Source organism: Oleiphilus sp. HI0061, assembly GCF_001635675.1.
Genome location: NZ_LWFE01001829.1, coordinates 1 through 1,161, shown reverse-complemented (window position 1 = coordinate 1,161; position 1,161 = coordinate 1). Strand labels below are relative to the sequence as shown.

Sequence of the window (1,161 nt, the reverse complement as noted above, 5' to 3'; positions counted from 1 at the left end):
TGCTAGCATCAGCATGCAAATCAGGATTCGATGCAGACTGAACCTTAAAAGTGATGGCATTGTTAGCCGTCTTAATTACATCGGGTGATACTTCAACAGTTACAGGCACTTCCTTTAACTCTCCTGGCCCCGCTTCCACTGTGTTCACTGACATATTCAGCGCGATATCACCTTCAACTGACAGGCGGTAGCTCACTGGCGTCTCAAGCTTATTCACCAGTTTCAAGGTGAAGTTATTCTCAATCATCCCCATACCGTTTTCGTAATATAATGCACCCCGATCCCTTAACACTGAAAGCTCAGCTAAAGGCCGAGTGATCAGGAAGGATGAGAACACCCCAACAACCACCAGCATCAGAACACCATAGCCTATTGAACGGCTATCAATCATTTTCGGGCGCTCACCTTGTTCAAATTCTTTTTCAGAAGCGTAGCGAATTAGCCCGGTCTCATACTTAAGCTTGTTCATCACACTGTCGCAAGCATCCACACACAAGGCACAGCCAATGCATTCATACTGAAGACCATCACGAATATCGATACCGGTCGGGCAAACCTGCACACATAAACTGCAGTCGACACAGGCTCCCAGGCTCGACTTTGGCTGCGCCCGAGAAGGCTTGCCTCTCGGTTCTCCGCGCGCCTTGTCGTAGCCGACGATCATGGTATTCTCATTAAACATTACGGACTGAAAGCGTGCATAAGGGCACATATAGATACACACTTGCTCACGCATCCAACCAGCATTGATGTAGGTTGCTACCGTAAAAAAGCCAACCCAGAATATCGCCCACCCGCTGACAACAGACAGCGTAAAAACATCAGCAATCAATTCTCTAATCGGATAAAAATAACCAACAAAGGTAAGCCCGGTCGCAAAAGCTAATGCCAGCCAGCTTAAGTGCTTAGCGCTTTTCTTAATCAGTTTTTCAAGATCCCACTTGTTTTTATCCAACTTGATTCGCTTGTTTCGGCTTCCTTCAAACAAATCCTCAAGCCACATAAACATAAATGACCAAACCGTTTGCGGGCAACTATAGCCACACCAAACACGACCAAAAAGAGAGGTAATAAAGAACAGACCAAAGGCGCAAATAATTAATGCAAAAGCCAGTAAGGTAAAGTCCTGAGGCCAGAAGACGGCACCAAATAAATGAAATT

1 protein-coding gene is annotated in these 1,161 nt (G+C 45.8%); it reads right to left on the bottom strand.

Annotation, left to right across the window (positions count from 1 at the left end):
• Positions 1-1,161 (bottom strand): cytochrome c oxidase accessory protein CcoG (gene ccoG / locus A3735_RS27810; protein WP_068639064.1); only part of this gene is annotated, 1,161 nt, incomplete at both ends.